The organism is uncultured Desulfovibrio sp. (assembly GCF_902477725.1).
Lineage (GTDB): Bacteria > Desulfobacterota > Desulfovibrionia > Desulfovibrionales > Desulfovibrionaceae > Desulfovibrio.
In genome coordinates this window covers 149,910-165,537 of record NZ_CABSIF010000003.1, presented here as the reverse complement: position 1 = coordinate 165,537, position 15,628 = coordinate 149,910, and the positions used below count along the sequence as shown (strand labels likewise).

The 15,628-nt window shown below is 56.0% G+C and carries 11 protein-coding genes; 6 read left to right on the top strand and 5 right to left on the bottom strand.

Annotated elements, in window-relative coordinates; all coding sequences use genetic code 11:
- Positions 1-86 precede the first annotated feature (86 nt).
- Complete coding sequence (locus tag RDK48_RS03540) at positions 87-1,424, bottom strand: DnaA ATPase domain-containing protein (protein WP_298997763.1); 1,338 nt, start codon at positions 1,422-1,424, stop codon at positions 87-89.
- 359 nt (positions 1,425-1,783) lie between these two features.
- Between RDK48_RS03540 and RDK48_RS03535 the strand changes: the two genes are divergently transcribed.
- From RDK48_RS03535 to RDK48_RS03525, 3 genes are all read left to right on the top strand, one after another.
- Positions 1,784-3,289 carry a peptidoglycan DD-metalloendopeptidase family protein gene (locus RDK48_RS03535; RefSeq protein WP_298997766.1) on the top strand — a complete coding sequence of 502 codons (1,506 nt, stop codon included), beginning with the start codon at positions 1,784-1,786 and terminating at the stop codon, positions 3,287-3,289.
- A 97-nt stretch (positions 3,290-3,386) separates the two neighbouring features.
- Entirely contained in the window at positions 3,387-3,611 is a 225-nt protein-coding gene (locus tag RDK48_RS03530) for a hypothetical protein (protein WP_298997769.1), read from the top strand.
- Positions 3,612-3,850: 239 nt separating this feature from the next.
- Entirely contained in the window at positions 3,851-5,347 is a 1,497-nt protein-coding gene (locus RDK48_RS03525) for a sigma-54 dependent transcriptional regulator (RefSeq protein ID WP_298997773.1), read from the top strand.
- Between the two features lie 157 nt (positions 5,348-5,504).
- Here RDK48_RS03525 and RDK48_RS03520 read toward each other — a convergent pair whose 3' ends face one another.
- The 4 genes from RDK48_RS03520 to RDK48_RS03505 form a co-directional block, all read right to left on the bottom strand.
- Positions 5,505-6,176: an RraA family protein gene (locus RDK48_RS03520; RefSeq protein WP_298997777.1), complete on the bottom strand. Its 672-nt coding sequence runs from the start codon at positions 6,174-6,176 to the stop codon at positions 5,505-5,507.
- Between the two features lie 99 nt (positions 6,177-6,275).
- Positions 6,276-7,616, bottom strand: coding sequence for a C4-dicarboxylate transporter DctA (gene dctA, locus RDK48_RS03515; RefSeq protein ID WP_298997779.1), 1,341 nt, complete (start codon positions 7,614-7,616; stop codon positions 6,276-6,278).
- Between the two features lie 146 nt (positions 7,617-7,762).
- On the bottom strand, positions 7,763-8,923 hold the full coding sequence (locus RDK48_RS03510) for a UxaA family hydrolase (RefSeq protein WP_298997783.1): 1,161 nt from the start codon (positions 8,921-8,923) through the stop codon (positions 7,763-7,765).
- Between the two features lie 4 nt (positions 8,924-8,927).
- Positions 8,928-9,212, bottom strand: coding sequence for a UxaA family hydrolase (locus RDK48_RS03505; protein ID WP_298997786.1), 285 nt, complete (start codon positions 9,210-9,212; stop codon positions 8,928-8,930).
- A 331-nt stretch (positions 9,213-9,543) separates the two neighbouring features.
- Between RDK48_RS03505 and RDK48_RS03500 the strand changes: the two genes are divergently transcribed.
- The 3 genes from RDK48_RS03500 (at position 9,544) to glmS (ending at position 15,415) form a co-directional block, all read left to right on the top strand.
- The gene (locus RDK48_RS03500; protein WP_298997789.1) at positions 9,544-11,181 is read left to right on the top strand and encodes a sigma-54-dependent Fis family transcriptional regulator; all 1,638 of its coding nucleotides are present in this window, start codon (positions 9,544-9,546) and stop codon (positions 11,179-11,181) included.
- Between the two features lie 141 nt (positions 11,182-11,322).
- Positions 11,323-13,242 (top strand): SurA N-terminal domain-containing protein, encoded by a 1,920-nt coding sequence (locus RDK48_RS03495; RefSeq protein ID WP_298997792.1) that lies wholly within the window; start codon positions 11,323-11,325, stop codon positions 13,240-13,242.
- A 343-nt stretch (positions 13,243-13,585) separates the two neighbouring features.
- Positions 13,586-15,415: a glutamine--fructose-6-phosphate transaminase (isomerizing) gene (glmS, locus tag RDK48_RS03490; protein ID WP_298997795.1), complete on the top strand. Its 1,830-nt coding sequence runs from the start codon at positions 13,586-13,588 to the stop codon at positions 15,413-15,415.
- Positions 15,416-15,628: the final 213 nt, after the last annotated feature.

Sequence of the window (15,628 nt, the reverse complement as noted above, 5' to 3'; positions counted from 1 at the left end):
TTATTGAAAAATAAAGTGAACACTCCAACAACGTCCAAGGAAACACCGGGAACATTTTCCCGTATTTTCGCCCGTTTGCCGGGTTGCTATTGTGCCTTGAGCTCCAGTTCTGTCACTAGTTGTTGGAGCGCTTTGTCACTAACTAGAATTTTCTTAATTTTTTTAATGGCATATATGACAGTGCTATGGTCTTTTCCGCCAAAGGCCCGTCCAAGTTCCGGGTAGGAAAGACCCAGCTTGCGCCTGCATATATACATGGAAACCTGCCGCGCCAGCACGAGGTCTGGCCGGCGTTTGCCGCCAAGCACGTCTTCGGGCCGCAGATTCATGGCCCGGGCCACTACGCCAAGAATTTCCAGACAGCCTGGCGTTTTGTCGGCCACGCCCGTGCGCACAATGTTTTCAAGGTCTGTCTGCGACAATTCGCACCCTGTAACGGAACAAAAGGCCGCCACCTTGAGCAGCAGCCCCTGCAGCAGACGAAACTGCGAACAGCGCTGGGCAATGAACAGCAGCTGTTCTCGAGAGAGGTTCATGTGCCGTTCTTTGCTCATGGCCTGCAGGTAGCGCATACGCACATCAAGATCAGGCTCCATGAGTTCTACCACAAGCCCGCTTTCTAGGCGCGAACGCAAACGTTCGTCCAGAGACTTGAGAGCCTGCGGCTGACCCGTGCAGGCAAAGACCATCTGTCCTGGCTTTCCGTCTTGCCCGCCGCCGCGCGGGCAGGCATCCATGCAGGATACCAGTTTGCGTTGCCAGGCCGACTGGCCAGCGAGATCCTGAATATCGTCCAGCAGCAGAACATCGCACTGTTGCCAGAAAATTTCGGGCCTGCGCACCCATGCCGGATTGTCTGCGCAAAAGCGCGCAGCCGCAGCAATAATTACGCGGCTGCCTGTATGCCCTTCTGCCAGGGTGGCTGCCATGGATCGCAAAATATGGCTTTTGCCTGTACCGCTGTGCCCACAGAGCAGAAAGGGATTGTAGGCCACATCGGCGCGCCTTTCTGCAATTTCCTTGGCGGCAGCCAGGGGAAAGGCATTTTTTGCATTGGCAATAAATGCTGTGAAGGCATCATTTTCAATTCTGGGCGCTGCGGGGATATCCGTGCGCACCATAAAATTTTGCCTGTTCTGATCGGCAGTTTTTTTCTCCACATGCGGGAACGGCCATGTCTGTGCGTGGCCCAGGGTGGGCTGTTCGTATACTATTTGCGGAAGCTTTTTGTCGGCAAAGCGGCAGGAAAGCGCCTGTTCAAAAAGATCGCGCTTTTGCTGGTTGAACCACGCGGCAAAATAAAAGTGGGGAAAGCCGACGGTTAGTGTATCGCCTTCATGGCACAGGGTAAGAGATTCCAGCCAGTCTCCCCTGTCGTTGGCCTTTTGCTGTGCCAGTATGTCCCGCAACTCGTTTTTCAGCATAGCGTATGTGGCCTGTCCATAGGCCTGTGGATAACTGTTTCCTCCGGGGCATTGCGTCAGAACATGCCGGCATTTCAGGCAGGGCCGACAGGCCTTGTTTGCCGGATTTGGCGCGGTTCTCGCCATGAAGGAACAAAGAGCATGCATACCATAAAGCTGAATATGAAACAAGTGCCGCCATATTCAATGGCCTCCAGGCTTACCGTCCGGCGTTGAAAAACAGAGGCGAGCACTGATACCGGTTAAAGGCATGGATACAGTTTTTATAATATACTGCATTACCTGTTAAAATCTGTGTAAAACCTCACTGCCTGTTAAGGCGGCTGGACAAGGAACACCACGGCAGGTATACGTTTGCAATGTTTTTGCACACGAAGATTCGCTGGATACTGGTCGCGGCCCTGTTTCTGCTTTTTGCAGGTTTGTTTGCCTGGGAAAAGGGCTGGCTCCCGTTTGATCGGTTGCAAGCTGACATTTCCGTTGCGGGCGGGCAGGCTTCTGCTGATCAGGCAGCACCTGCCGACGGCGGGGAGGACTCTGCCGACGCTTCCAAAGGCCAGGGGGCAGAAGCATCTTCTCAGGCCAATATTGCAGGTGAGGAAAAAACCGGAGCAGACCTGACGCAATCCGCTACGCCGGACGCTGCAAATCCAGATGAAGAATCTGTCGCCCCTGGCGAGGAAGTGGTCAAAGGTACGGTTGAGAAAGGTGATACTGTCACTAAAATTCTTGCCGGGGCAGACAGCCAGGCCGTGCAGGATTATATAAGCGCCGCGCGCCGAGTGTTTTCCATGCGGGCTTTTCGCGATGGTCAGCCCTACGTGGTTGTAACCGATGCCGCCACGGGCAAGGTAAAACGTTTTGAGTACGAAATAGATAGCCGCCGCCGTCTGGTGGTGGAGGGCATGGAACAGCCCGTGGCCAGGGTGGAGGCCATTGAATATGTCACCCTGCTCACCACGATGAGCGCCACCATTGACGACAATCTTTTTCAGGCAGTGGCTGATGCCGGGGAAAGCCCGCAAATGGCCCTCAAGCTGGCAGAACTTTTTGGTTCGGAAATCAACTTTATCCGTGATTTGCAGGAAGGCGACTCTTTCTCGGTGCTGGTTGAAAAGCGCTATCGTGAGGGCGAATATAAGGGCTATGGCCGTATTCTGGCCGCGCATTTCACCAACAAGGGTAAAACCTTTGAGGCCTACCTGTTCCGCGAAGGAAACAAGGCCGCCAGTTATTATAACAGCAAGGGCGAAAACGTCCGCAAATCATTGCTACAGGCTCCCCTGGCATTCACGCGCGTGACCTCGCGCTTTACAAAAAACCGGCTCCATCCCATATTGGGGTATAGCAGACCACACGAAGGTGTGGACTATGCCGCTCCCACTGGTACGCCTGTCAAGGCTGTGGGTGAAGGTGTGGTTACGCAGCGTGTCTGGGCTGGCGGCTACGGCAACCAGATTATTGTGCGTCATGGCGGTGGGTTGGAGTCTTTGTACGCGCATTTATCCGGCTATGCCCGAGGTCTGCAAAGTGGGCAGAAGGTGCGTCAGGGGCAGGTTATTGGTTTTGTGGGCATGACGGGCCTTGCCACTGGACCGCATCTTGATTTCAGGCTGCGGCAGAATGGCAAATTCGTAAATCCCGCCAAGGCCATTAACCCCAGAGGCGAACCGGTCAGCAAGAACGCCATGAGCGCCTTTGAAAAAGTTATGGCTGTGGAGCTGGCAGCGCTTAAGGGAGAAAAAACTTTTCCCGAGTATACTGTGGACAGCATTGTGGTCGACAAGGTGGATCTGCCACAGCCCGAAACACCATCCGAGCCGGAACACAAGGCCGAAAAGCGCAAAAAGAAGCATAGAAACTAGTTTATTTGCAGCTCGTAAAGTTTTTTCCGACAGGCCTGCCATATCTCGGTAAATGGATGCTCGGCTTTGTGGCGGATTTTCCGCCAGGGGGGGCTTTATGACATACTATGACCCAGCATCCGGGCTTTCTGTTACCGTGCTGCCGGGTTCGCCCGGCAACCCGGACTCCATTACATACTACCCCTCTATTATCAACGATTCTACGGCAGCTGCGGAAGCCCTGCTCGCGGAAGAAAGCGCCAAATCCTTCATGCAGAGTCAGTGGCGGCTGGCCGCCTCCAACATGGTAGGGATTGGCGTTGTTGCCAGCGGTTGGGCCTGATCTGGTTTGTTCCGGATATTTTAATATAATATCAATTATTTAAGCATTTTATATAAAAAATATAACATGCTGCCCTGTTGTCATGCTGACATTCCAAGGCAGGCTCTTGCCCAAGCAACAGCCAAATCTGGCTGAAAGTTACACTGTTTTCCCATCATTTTTGCTGCAAGTGGCCGAACATGGCCTGTTTTTGGCCTTGGCGGTTGCATTGTGAAGCGCGAAACGATACACAAATTCTCATGTCATCGCGCCGTCTTCTTTTTCTTACCCCCGCTCAGGCAGTCACTGCCGTCTTTCCTGCGTTGCGAAATGCGGGCTATGAGCTCGGCATTGCAGAAAATCTCAAGGGCGCTTCCGTTTTTATAAAAAAATCCGGGCCGGACGTGATTTTTTCACGCCCCGCATTGCCGGGTTTTCGTGTGGAAGATCTGCTTGCTGTTGGCGCGGAAGACCCTAATTTTCCCCCTGTTATAGTTATTACGGACAAAGGCAGCCCTGAAGAGGCCGAAAGGCTCATGGGGCTGGGGGCGCGCGATTACTGGCTTGAACCGCTGGACGTGGACCGCGTCGCCGCTGTGGCAGGTCAGAAGCGCAAGACTGCCCCGGTTCCGGCAGTGTCCACTCTTGGTGGGCACAAGGCCCGCCACGAAGGCTCTGGCCCGCGTATTGTGGGCGAGCACCCGGCCATTGCCCGGGTGCTGCAACTGGCCCGTCAGGTGGCCAGATCGCGGGCTACAGTGCTGATTACCGGGGAATCGGGTACTGGTAAGGAAATGTTTGCCCGTTATCTGCATGCCATGAGCAAGCGCGCGGAGCAGGCTTTTGTGGCCGTTAACTGCGCCGCCCTGCCGGAACATCTGCTTGAGAGCGAGCTTTTTGGGCACGAGAAAGGCGCTTTCACTGGCGCTATTGCACGCAAGCCCGGCAAGTTTGAGCTTGCCGATGGCGGCACCCTCCTGCTTGATGAAATTTCTGAGATGGATATGGCCTTGCAGGCGAAACTCCTCCGTGTGCTTCAGGAGGGCGAGATCGACCGCGTGGGCGGCACCGAAACCATCAAGGTTGATGTGCGCGTGCTTGCCACCACCAACCGCGATCTTGAAGGCTGGGTAAAAGAGGGCAAGTTCCGTCAGGACTTGTATTTTCGGCTGAACGTTATTCCTTTGCGTCTGCCTTCGCTGCGCGAACGCGGGGATGACGTGCTGGAACTGGCCAGATTTTTCATAGGCATGTATACGCGTGAATACCAGTTGCCTGCCGCCCCCCTTTCTGAAAGCGCTATTGCCTGGTTGCAGCAGTATGACTTTCCCGGCAATGTGCGCGAACTGCAAAACCTGATGGAACGCGCAGTGCTGCTTGCTAACGGCAGGCCTGTTGAGCCCTGCCATTTTCTGCTTGAGAATGAAGACTGGCCGCTGTTTGATGAAGAGGCTCCCCAGGCGACTGCTCTGGTGGAAGAAGCCCATGCCAACGCGCTGGCGGCTTCTGTGGCTGTTCAGGATGTTGATGCGCCCCGCTCCGGCGAGTACTCCCCAGCAACGGGCGTATCGGCTGGAGACAACCGCATGCAGGGCGCTGTGATTCCTCTGCATGAGATGGAGCGCATCATGATTCTCAAGGGGCTGGAGGTAACCTCCGGCAACCGTACGCAGGCAGCCGATCTGTTGGGTATTTCAGTGCGCACGCTGCGCAACAAGCTGAACGAATACCGAGCTGCCGGGCACCCCATCGACTGATTTTGTCCGGATAACTTTTTCAGACAAATATAAAAACGCCCGCTGATGCGGGCGTTTTGCGTTCCATGCGCTGGTTGGCGTCTCAATTCCAAGGTGGGCGTGCGGGGGGCCTTTTCAAGGCTACCCCTCCCCCCGCCAACACCCACCGTGAAAGGTATTAGTTGTGGATGTCGCAGCAGCTTTTGGCGAGTTTGTCATAAAGCCATGCCATGTCCATTGAACCGTGTTTTTCAATGGATTGCAGCTTTTTTAGACCAGCTTCTGTAATTTTGCGGGCCTGTTCCGCCACAGATGCTGCCTCCTGCCGCCGGATGGACACAATACCGTCTGCATCCCCCACAATCAGATCGCCGGGCTGAATAACCACGTTGCCCATGCTGACAGGCACGTTGATTTCGCCGCAGGCGTCCTTGTATGGCCCGTTGGGCGACACTGCCCGCGCATAGACGGGAAAATCCGTCTGCCGCAGGGCGTCGGCATCGCGCACTGCTCCATCAATAACAAGGCCTGCCAGACCGCGCGCCTTGCCAAGTGCCGCCACAATTTCACCAGCTACTGCTCTTTCCGTATAGCCCGCGCAGGATACCACCAGCACGTCGCCGGGCCGGGCGTTGTCTACAGCATAGTACAGCAGCAGATTTTCACTTGCAGGCAGATTGACGGTATAGGCGGTACCCAGAATGCGGCTGTTGTTAAATGGCTTGAGCGCTGACGGCAGGGCTGCGTTGCGCCCCAGGGCGTCGCAGATGTCCGCAACAGCCAGATCAGCATACTGGCGCACAATTTCAGGTGAAAGGCGGTCAATCTGACAGTTGATGGCGTAACGCATAAACATGTTCCATGGCGCAGGGCGCTGTGTATGAACGGCCGCCTGCCCTTCCGAAGACGCATCGGAAGGGCAGGCAGTTCGCTTGGGTATGGAGAGGGTCTATTTGCAGGGTTCGGCTTCTGTTGCGACCATTGAAGCGGCAATTTCATTACGTGCATCAGCATCGTTGAGCACATGGTCGACGTCTATTTCGCCCCGAAGCACCTTGTTGGCCCGGTCAAGGTCAATGGACTTTTCCCAGCGGCCAATGGCCACTGTGGCGACGCAGTTACCGATGAGGTTGACCACGGCGCGCATTTCGTTAAGCACGCGGTCAATACCAATAACCAGGGTCATGCCCACCACGGGAATGATGTTGGTGGCCGAAAGCGTGGCAGCCAGGGCAATAAGGGCCGCCCCGGCAACACCCGCTCCGCCCTTGGATGTGAGCAGCAGCACCAGCATGAGGGTTATCTGATGGCTGATGTCGAGGTGAATATCCATGGCCTGGGCAATGAAGGATGCCGCCATGGTCAGGTAGATGGCCGCACCGTCAAGATTGAAGGAGTAGCCGGTGGGGAACACCAGACCAACCACGGATTTTTTGATGCCCAGGGCTTCCATTTTTTCCATGCTGCGGGGCAGCACGGCCTCTGTGCTGGCAGTGCCGAGGGTGATGAAAATTTCATCCTTCATATAGCAGATGAGCTGCCATATGTTGATGCCCGAAAATTTGCAGATAAGGCCCAGCACCACGATAACAAAGAGCGCGCTCGTCACGTAGAGGCAGAGCACAAGCTTGCCCAGCGAAGCCAGCGCGCCAACGCCGTACTTGCCGATGGTAAAAGTGATTGCGCCAAAAGCGCCCACCGGGGCCAGCTTCATGATCAGGTTGACCACGCCCAGCAGGGCAGTGCTGAAGCGTTCAAGTGTGCCAAGGATGGCTTCTTTAGGCTTGCCTGACATATGGGAGAGGCTCATGCCGAACAGCACGGAGAACAGCAGCACCTGAAGCAGATTGCCCTCTGCAAACGCGCCGATAACGCTGTGGGGGATGATGCCCATAACAAATTCCATGGTGGTCTGCGCCTTGGCATGGGCGAACTTGCCCAGAGAAGAAGCATCCATGGTGGCAGGGTCGGCATGAATCCCGGCGCCGGGCTGCACAAAATGTACAACAACCAGACCGATAAAAAGAGCAAGAGTGGTAACTATTTCAAAATACAGCAGTGTTTTACCGCCCACACGGCCTACAGCCTTGAGGCTGTCCATGCGTGCAATGCCCACGACGACAGTGCAGAAAATCACTGGCGTAATGATCATTTTGATAAGATTGATGAACGCATCGCCAAGGGGTTTGAGTTTAACAGCAATATCTGGAGAGACAAAGCCGAACGCAATACCCAGAGCGATGCCTACAAGAACTTTGAAATATAGAGAAGAAAATACTTTTTTCGACATATCCACCTCAGTATCAGGCAAGGGGGGAAAATGGGTGCCAAGAAAAACACGGCCAAACACCAGATTTGTGAAAATTTGGGCTAATACGGTTTTAAAAGAGGCCGGCCTGCCCTGACGGTGCCGGTCGGCCTCTTTTAAAGCGTAGCTTAGGCGCTTTCGTACAAACGGGTCATGATGAATTCTCTGTGGCCCAGCACTTCAGCGGCGGTGTTACGGCCGTTGCAGGTGCGGAACAACATTTCGAGCAGCTTGTCGCCAGCGGCATCGAGGTCCATTTCGCGGCGCAGGATGCCGGAAACGTCCACATCGATGTGCTCGCTCATGGTGCGCACGGTGCGGGGGTTTGCCGAAAGCTTGATCACGGGCAGGATGGGGTTGCCGATGATGTTGCCCTGGCCCGTGGGGAAGAAGTGCGCCACAAAGCCGGAGGCAGCGCAAAGGGTGACCATTTCGGCAGCGGCGGAAGAGGAATCCATGAACCACAGGCCGGGGCCAGTGGGCATTTCAGCCTTGTCGAGGCAGCCGATGACAGGCGCTTTGCGGCCAATCTTCTGCACATTGCCCAAGGCTTTTTCTTCGATGGTGGTCAGGCCGCCTTCAATGTTGCCCTTGGTGGGCTGGGAGTCGCTCAGGTCGTCCGTCTTGTGGTCGTCCACAACCTTGGCGTAGCGGTCAAAGAAGGCCTTGAACTGGGCGCGAACTTCAGCGTTGGCGCAGCGTTCCATAACCAGGTGCTCGCCACCGGTGATTTCAGTGGTTTCGCCAAAGAGGGTGGTGGCGCCCTTTTCCCACAGCTTGTCAAAAGCGTTGCCAACAGTGGGGTTGGCGGCAATACCGGAAGTGGTGTCGGATTCGCCGCACTTGGTGGAGACCCACAGTTCGTTCACTTTGCATTCGGTGCGCTGCAGTTCGGTGGCGAAGTGCATGAATTCCTTGGCCTTGCGGGAAGCGCTGCAAATGGTCTCAAGGTCGCCGTGCTGTTCAATGGAAAAACCTTCAACGTGCTTGCCGGTCTTGGCGATACCGTCCACAACGCGCTTGGTCCACTGGGGCTCGATGCCGATAACGATAACGGCGGCAACGTTGGGGTTGCAGCCCACGCCGATCAGCGTGCGGAAATGCAGGTCAAGGTCTTCGCCGAACTGAAGGCGGCCATAAGCGTGCGGAAGAGCAAGCGTGCCCTTTACGTTGTTGGCAACAGCTTCGCAAGCGGCATTGGAAAGGTCGTCCAGGGGCAGAATTATAACGTGGTTACGGATGCCCACGCGGCCATTTTCGCGGCGATAGCCCATAAATGTCTGTTGCATCAGCTTACCACCTCTTGGTTTTGACGTTATGGACATGCAAATGTTCGCCGCGCTTGATGGGCTGTACAACTTTGCCGATGTCAGTGCCGTACTTGATGACGGTATCGCCCACAGCAAGATCCTTCAGGGCAATCTTGTGGCCGATCGGAATATCGCTCAGCGTTTCAAAGTCGATGCTCTGGTTGCCATCCATGACCCAACCGTTAAGCTTATCGCCTTTCTTCACCCCTTCGACAACGACAACGCCGACGCTATCGTCGGGTTCGTGAACCACAAAATGGGTTACCATACCGTTCTCCTTGAATAACAATGGTATAAAAAATGTTTTGTATGGCAAAACTTAACGGCATTATGCGAAAAACAAGAGTTTTTCTTGCGGCATTATGAGTATGCATATGTGGATTATTTTATCCACACATGTAAATACAAATCTTTTTTATGCCTTTAAGCTTTGCTGTAAGAGTTATAGCAATTGGTGTGCCAAAATCAGCGATCCGAATTATTAGGCGGGAAATATGGATTTTTTTCACAATCTTGATTGACCACTCAACTAATAGCTTGATTTGTTGGCACTATTGATGATATTTGGGTAAAAAATTGCCCATATTTAGGCGGAGACCATGGAATACAAAATTACGCCCAATGGATTGAGCAGCCCTTCGCTCACGGTAGGGCAGGTTGTGCACCATCTGGCGCGCATTGTTGCGGGAAAGATCGATAGAAACGCGTTTTTTCAGATATTATCCAAGCAGCTTCGTGTGCTCTTTCACTATGACCGGTTTTGCATCAACCTCTATGATGCCGAGCGGGAATTTCTGAACCTGTTTACTGCTGCGGATGGAACCGTTGTAGAATCACTTTCAAATACCCGTATAGCCCGCAATACCGTTGCCGGGCTTGCCATTTCTTCGCGCAAGCCTGTGGTCATCAACGATCTGGCGGCCCATAATCTGGGCGATGGCCCCATGCCCCTTTCATCGGTGGGCCTCAACGCAACCATTGCCCTGCCTCTCATAATCAACCGCGAAGTCATAGGCACGCTGCATGTTTCTTTTGTAAAGCAGCCGGACAATATTGTTGAGATTCTGAACTTTCTCATTGAACTTACGCCTGTGCTTACCACCTTTCTTTTTGCCGTGCTGGCCGAGGAGCGCGTGGGAAAAGGCAGGCCACTGCCGGAGCAGTCCAGCCGCATACAGGATAACTCGGGCACCATCCTGCTGGAAAGCAAACTGCTCGAAACCCCGCCAATGGCCCGCACCATGGCTATTGTCAGCAAGGTTGCCAAGTTGAACATTCCCGTGCTTATCACCGGGGAAACTGGCACGGGTAAAAGCATGCTGGCGCGCTGGCTGCACCGTCACAGCCCGCGACGGGAAGAAAATTTCGTCAAGGTCAACTGCCCTTCCATAGCGCCTACCCTTTTTGAAAGCGAAATGTTCGGTTACGCCAAGGGGGCTTTTACCGGGGCCACAGCCAAGCGCATTGGGCGTATTGAACTGGCCCAGAACGGAACCCTGTTTCTTGATGAAATTGGCGAGCTTGCGCCGGAAATGCAGAGCAAATTGCTGCTGGTCATGGAAGAAAATTCGTTCGAGCGTGTGGGCGAGGCTGAATCCACTGGTGTGGACATCCGCGTAATTTCAGCTACCAATATTGATCTGGCGGCAGCCATGGCCGAGGGGCGTTTGCGGCGGGATCTGTACTACCGGCTTGGCTCTGTGGTCGTGCGTATGCCTTCGCTGCGGGAGCGCAAAAGCGATATTCCCCTGTTTGTGGATCACTTTATTCATCAGTTCGCCAAAGAGTACGAGATTCGCCCTCCCAGGCTGAGCAGGTCAGTGGTGCAGGCTCTGCACGGGCATTCATGGCCCGGCAATATTCGTGAACTGCGCAATGTGGTGAGCCGTATGCTGCTCCATTCGCTGGATTCGGCTTTGACGGAAGATTTTGTCCTGGAGGCCCTGCACCAGTGGGAACCTGAAACTGCAGAAAAACAGCCCTGCGAATCAGCTGTTCCTGCGGCGGGCGGGATGTTGGGGCGTTTTGCTGATCCGGTATATGGCGGCGCAGGCAGCGAACAGGCGGCAGCCTCGGCGCGCCTTCCCACGCTTGAAGAAAATGAACGGGGCCACATTGAACGAGCGTTGCGCCAGTCCGGCGGGCGTATTTCCGGGCCGCGAGGAGCAGCGGCGCTGCTGGGCGTGCCACGCTCTACCCTGCAACACAGAATGCGCAAGTTGGGCATGGACAGGTAAGGTTTTTTTGCTCCCCGATTTTTCCGCCGCAAGTCGGTAGGTGGCTATTTTCTTTCGTACTGTTCCTGTTGTTGAGTTTCCCACAGTTTGCGCTTATGATGCCTCCCTATCTTTTGGGAAATACCGCATCTCGGAGTAAGCATGCTTGAGTATATCCGTTCCAATTCGCAGTCTCTTGGCGTCAAACTGGCTTTTGGCCTCATTATCCTTGTCTTTGTTTTCTGGGGCGTAGGCAGTATGAAAGACCGGGGCGCAGGCAATGTGGTCGCCATGGTTAACGGCGAACCCATTACCGTGCGTGATTTTGAACTTGCCTATCGCAATGCGGAAGAATCCGTGATGCGCAACAACCCCGGCGCAACGCGCGAGCAGGTCCGTCAGGGCCTTGGGCGTCAGGTGCTGCGTGATCTGGTCAGCCAGTCTCTCGTACGTCAGGAAGCCGCCAGCGCGGGCATTACCGTGACGCCGCTTGAGCTGCGCATTGCCGTGGGACAGATCCCGGCCTTCCAGAACGCCAAGGGGCAGTTTGATCCCGAAGCGTACAAGCGCGTTTTGCAGATGCAGCGCATCTCGCCCGCGCAGTACGAGCATGACATGAGCGAAGACCTGCTGCGGCAGAAGCTCTTTGCCCTGGTCACTGCAGCAGCGTGGCATGATCCTGCAGAAGCGCAGAACCGCTACAACTTCTTGCGTGAACAGCGGGTGCCTGACTACATCTTTATTCCTGCTGCCGATTTCATGGCAAATGCCAAGCCCTCGGATGCGGAAGTAGCCGCCTATTATGACAGCCATAAGGCTGAATTTGCCATTCCTCCCAAGGTGGACGTGGCCTATATCCGCATTTCGCCGGAAAATCTGGTCAAGCCCGAAGCCATCAGCGAGGCAGACGCCCGCAAGTGGTACGATGCCAATCTCTCCCGCTTCAACCAGCAGGAAGAAGTCAAGGCCGCGCACATTCTTGTGCCGCTGGCCGAAGACGCCGCCGAGGCGGACGTAAAGAAGGCCCAGGAATCTGCTGCGGCCATTGAAAAAGAACTCAAAAGCGGCAAAAGTTTTGCCGATGTGGCCAATGCCCACAACGGCCCCAACGCTGCCGGCCCTGGCGGCGAGCTTGGCTGGATCAAGCGCGGCACCACGGTCAAGCCTTTTGAAGACACCGCCTTTGCCCTTGAACCGGGCAAGATTTCCGCACCTGTGCGCAGCCAGTTTGGCCTGCACATCATCAAGGTGGAGGAAAAGAAGGGCGGCGACACGCAGCCCTTTGCCAGCGTTGCCGCCGATGTGCGCAAGGCCATTGCCAAAGAACAGGGCGCGGACAAACTGCGCGATGTGCTTGATAACCTCATTGAAGACAACATTCTCGGCAAGCCGCTTGAAAAGAGCGCGCAGGCTCTGGGGCTTGAAGCCCAGCAGACGGGCATGGCTTCAGCGCAGGATCTGCAACAGAAGATGGGCATCAACGCCGAAGCCGCCGCAAGCCTTGAAAAGGCCCCGGCCAACTCGCCGGTGGACAGGGCGCTTGAAGCTGGCGATGCCTATGTGGTGGCCCGTGTGCTCAAGGCAGAACCTGCATCGACCGCGTCGCTTGAGTCTGTGAAAGATAAAATCACCGCTCGCCTGCAGGGTGAGAAGGCCCTTGCCGAAGCCATGCGTGCGGCGGCGGAGCGCCGCAAGAACCTTGCGGACGGCCCCATCAACCCCACTGTTAAGACGGGCATGGGCATCAAGACCGCCAACCCCATGGATCGTAGCGGAAGCCTGGCAGATTTTGGGGCTGACCCCGAGCTGGCCGCCGCCGTGTTTCATGCCAAGGTCGGCCAGTGGCTGCCTGTTGCCTTTGCCGTCAACAGCCCCAAGGACGGGCAGGGCGCCGTGCTCGTGCACGTTGGCGCTGTGCAGCCTCCCGATCCCCCAGAATGGGACATGATCAAGGACATCATGGTCAATGCCGTGGAGCGCGAGCGCCTTCAGGGTATGTATGAAACCTTCATGCAGCGTCTGCTTTCGACCGCCAAGGTTGAAGTGCACAACATGGACATTGTGGACAGAAAGAACATGTAGCTCTGCCCCGCCGATAGCCCCGTGGCCCCGGCACGCAGGCGACAGATATATTGAACTCTCGGCTGGAACCGCGTATGCGGTTCCGGTCGAGAGTGTTGACAATGTAAGCACAACAGAAAATCAGGGCAGGCTGCGGTTTTGCCGCGCCGGTAAGCGATGGCTTTCCGAACTTCGCTTCGCTTGAAACAGAACCGCATACGCGGTTCCGGCCTTGCATATTTCCCCCCAACCCTCTCCGTTCTGGCGGCAGGGATATTTACAAAACGACATACCTACCTATTTCTCACAGGTCGACCGAGTGGTCTGTGAACGGGCCTTGCCCGGCGATAAAAGGAGGCACTCTATGTGCGGCATTATCGGTTATGCGGGTCACAGGCCTGCGGTACCCGTTGTAGTTGAGGGCTTGCGCCGTCTGGAATACCGTGGGTACGACTCTGCGGGCGTGGCTTTTGCCCGTCAGGGCGATCTGCATGTGGTGCGCGCCACCGGCAAGCTGGCCGCGCTGGAAGAAAAGCTCGCTCACGAAGAAGGCGTCGCCACGCCCACCAGCGCCATGGGCCACACCCGTTGGGCCACGCACGGCGTGCCCGCCGAGCGCAACGCCCATCCCCACCGTTCCAACGATGGCGCACTCGCCATTGTGCACAACGGCATCATTGAAAATTATCAGGAAATCAAGGCTGACCTGACGGCCAAGGGCTATACGTTCAGCTCCGAGACAGACACCGAAGTGCTGGTGAACCTGATAGCCGAACGCCGCAAGACCGAGCCTGACCTGTTGCATGCCTTTGCCGCCGCCCTGCGCGAAGCGCACGGTGCGTATGCGGTCTGCCTCATGGACAAAAACGAGCCTGGCGTTATTTACGCCGCGCGTATGTCTGCTCCGCTTATTTTTGGCCAGGGCACTGGCGAAAATTTTGTGGCGTCCGATATCCCGGCCTTCCTGCCCTACACGCGCCAAGTGGTTTTTCTGGAAGACGGCGAACTGGTTCGGGCCACAGCCTCCGACTTCGCCATCATGCGCCTCAAGGATCTGAGCCCGGTGCAGCCCGAGCCACAGACCATCCAGTGGGACATGCAGGCCGCGCAAAAGGGCGGCTACCGCCACTTTATGCTCAAGGAAATTTTTGAGCAGCCCCGGGTTATCACTGATGGCCTCACGGGTCGCATTGAAGGCGACCACAGCGGTGTGCGCCTTGCGGAGCTGGACAGCCTGCCTGTGCCGCGCCGTCTGCATATTGTGGCCTGCGGCACGTCTTATCATTCCGGCCTGTGGGGGCGGCATTTGCTGGAGCATTGGGCGCATGTGCCCGTGCAGGTAGAAATCGCCTCCGAGTTCCGCTATCGGGACGCGTTGCTGCTGGATAAGGACGACATGGTGCTCGTCATCAGCCAGAGCGGTGAAACCGCTGATACCCTGGCAGCCCTGCGCATTGCCAAGGAAAAGGGCGTGACCGTGCTTGGCCTGTGCAACGTGGTGGGTTCGTCCATTGCGCGCGATGCCTCTGCCGTGCTCTACACCCAGGCCGGGCCTGAAATCAGCGTGGCTTCCACCAAGGCCATGTGCAGCCAGATGCTCATGCTGGCCCTCATGGCCCTGTACTGGAGCAAACGCAACGGCACCATGTCTGCGGACGAGCGGCGCAAGATCATCGACATGCTGGAGAACCTCCCCGCCATGCTGGATGCTTCGCTGCCTGCCATGCACAAAAAGGCGCGCGAGCTTTCGCGCAAGTATGCACAGGCCCGCAATTTCTTCTACCTTGGGCGTGGTCATTGCTATTCCCTGGCTCTGGAAGGCGCTTTGAAGCTCAAGGAACTTTCGTACATCCATGCAGAAGGCTATGCTGCGGGCGAAATGAAGCACGGCCCCATTGCCCTGATCGACCCCTCGTTCCCCACCTTTGCCCTGGCGTTGGACGATGCCCTGCTGCCCAAGGTGAAGTCCAATATGGTCGAGGTGCAGGCCCGGCAGGGCAAGGTTATCGCCCTGACCAACAAGGGTTTTGACCTTGGCGCGGAAGATACCTGGGTTATCCCCTCCCTGCCCGCTCCTCTGGCAGGCTTTATGGCCCTGCCCGCGCTTCAGCTTTTCAGCTATGAAACCGCCGACTACCTGGGCAAGGATGTGGACCAGCCCCGCAACCTGGCCAAGAGCGTAACGGTGGAATAAACATATCAGCCCCCGGCGGGCGCTGCGCCGCCGAGAAAACAGTTGCCCCGCGCCTGTCGTGCCAATGTATACGCACGGCAGGCGCGGGGCTTGCTGTGGTGTACCGGCTGCCCGGTATTTTGGTGCTCTATTCGGTCATGCCTGACCGGCAATTACCGCGTAATTCCCCGATTCTGCGCGGCTTGCCTAGTGCGGGCAAATTGGGCATAATCC

Bases quoted from the DNA above. Each gene is read 5' to 3' on its own strand.
- RDK48_RS03540 (WP_298997763.1), bottom strand. From the start codon at position 1,424: ATGCTGAAAAACGAGTTGCGGGACATACTGGCACAGCAAAAGGCCAAC.
- RDK48_RS03535 (WP_298997766.1), top strand. From the start codon at position 1,784: ATGTTTTTGCACACGAAGATTCGCTGGATACTGGTCGCGGCCCTGTTT.
- RDK48_RS03530 (WP_298997769.1), top strand. From the start codon at position 3,387: ATGACATACTATGACCCAGCATCCGGGCTTTCTGTTACCGTGCTGCCG.
- RDK48_RS03525 (WP_298997773.1), top strand. From the start codon at position 3,851: ATGTCATCGCGCCGTCTTCTTTTTCTTACCCCCGCTCAGGCAGTCACT.
- RDK48_RS03520 (WP_298997777.1), bottom strand. From the start codon at position 6,176: ATGCGTTACGCCATCAACTGTCAGATTGACCGCCTTTCACCTGAAATT.
- dctA (WP_298997779.1), bottom strand. From the start codon at position 7,616: ATGTCGAAAAAAGTATTTTCTTCTCTATATTTCAAAGTTCTTGTAGGC.
- RDK48_RS03510 (WP_298997783.1), bottom strand. From the start codon at position 8,923: ATGCAACAGACATTTATGGGCTATCGCCGCGAAAATGGCCGCGTGGGC.
- RDK48_RS03505 (WP_298997786.1), bottom strand. From the start codon at position 9,212: ATGGTAACCCATTTTGTGGTTCACGAACCCGACGATAGCGTCGGCGTT.
- RDK48_RS03500 (WP_298997789.1), top strand. From the start codon at position 9,544: ATGGAATACAAAATTACGCCCAATGGATTGAGCAGCCCTTCGCTCACG.
- RDK48_RS03495 (WP_298997792.1), top strand. From the start codon at position 11,323: ATGCTTGAGTATATCCGTTCCAATTCGCAGTCTCTTGGCGTCAAACTG.
- glmS (WP_298997795.1), top strand. From the start codon at position 13,586: ATGTGCGGCATTATCGGTTATGCGGGTCACAGGCCTGCGGTACCCGTT.